The 937-nt window shown below is 41.1% G+C and carries 3 protein-coding genes; 1 reads left to right on the top strand and 2 read right to left on the bottom strand.

Features of this window, described 5'->3' with window-relative positions; translation table 11 throughout:
- Nucleotides 1-112 precede the first annotated feature (112 nt).
- Nucleotides 113-517 carry a methylmalonyl-CoA epimerase gene (gene mce, locus ACR65H_RS18490; protein WP_440502415.1) on the bottom strand — a complete coding sequence of 135 codons (405 nt, stop codon included), beginning with the start codon at nucleotides 515-517 and terminating at the stop codon, nucleotides 113-115.
- Between the two features lie 114 nt (nucleotides 518-631).
- Between mce and prli42 the strand changes: the two genes are divergently transcribed.
- Nucleotides 632-727 carry a stressosome-associated protein Prli42 gene (gene prli42, locus ACR65H_RS18495; RefSeq protein WP_440502416.1) on the top strand — a complete coding sequence of 32 codons (96 nt, stop codon included), beginning with the start codon at nucleotides 632-634 and terminating at the stop codon, nucleotides 725-727.
- A 31-nt stretch (nucleotides 728-758) separates the two neighbouring features.
- Here prli42 and ACR65H_RS18500 read toward each other — a convergent pair.
- On the bottom strand, nucleotides 759-937 hold a 179-nt coding region (locus ACR65H_RS18500), incomplete at its 5' end, for a BrxA/BrxB family bacilliredoxin (protein WP_440502417.1).

A 937-nucleotide genomic window follows, 5' to 3' on the forward strand; every position in this document is an offset into this window, starting at 1 on the left:
GGCTGTCAGTTTACCTTTTTCATGCTGTTTCGCAATCCGTTCGTCGCCTCCGCCAAGTTCAATTTCACGTTTTCTATCATACAATTCATTAATTTTATCATAAATGTCCATTCTACTTTTCCCCTTTGTCACATAGTTCGTACAATACACCAAAAGACGATTTCGGGTGCATGAATGCCACTTCCGCTCCGCCCGCTCCTAACTTGGGCTCCTCTTGCAGCAATTGAACGCCCTTCTCCTTCAACTCATCCATTCGCGTACGAATATCTGTTACACCGAAAGCGATATGATGGATTCCTTCTCCGCGCTTTTCGATGAATTTCGCAACTGCTCCTTCTTCACCGATCGGCTCTAGCAGTTCGATTTTACAATTTCCTGCATCGATGAATGCGACTTTCACTTTTTGACTTTCAACCTCTTCAATTCCAAGCAGTTTCAACCCTAATGTTTCTATGTAATATGGCAGTGCATTGTCCAAATCTTTAACGGCAATCCCGATATGATCCACTTTATTCATTTGAACGCCCCCCTTCAATCCATTGTAACGTTTTCTAATTAAATCCGCTACATCTTGAGAATTTTATGGAATCTGTTAAAATGGAAGTATCTATAACGTGAGGAGATTTGCCAGATGAGCAATAAAAAAGTGCAGAAAGTTGTTGTCTATTTAATGATTGCGGCTATGGTCGTTTCAACTGTTCTTCTTGGTTTGAGCGTACTATTATAAGAACAAAAAAACAGTCCCGGGGGACTGTTTTTTATATTTCTTCACAGAACTCTTCAAATTGGCTTTGCAAGTTTGTAACAACGGACATCGGATCATGGCCTTCAATTTCATAGCGCCCGATTTCTGCAACGAGTTTACCGTCCTTTAGTAATGCGAAGGATGGAGATGAAGGTAGATGGTCTTCACCGAAAATCATACGTGCATATGCAG

The organism is Sporosarcina sp. SAFN-015 (genome assembly GCF_059415085.1).

What these genes read in the sequence shown, in the direction of transcription:
- prli42 (WP_440502416.1), top strand. Translation starts at nt 632, where the DNA reads ATGAGCAATAAAAAAGTGCAGAAAGTTGTTGTCTATTTAATGATTGCG.
- mce (WP_440502415.1), bottom strand. Translation starts at nt 517, where the DNA reads ATGAATAAAGTGGATCATATCGGGATTGCCGTTAAAGATTTGGACAAT.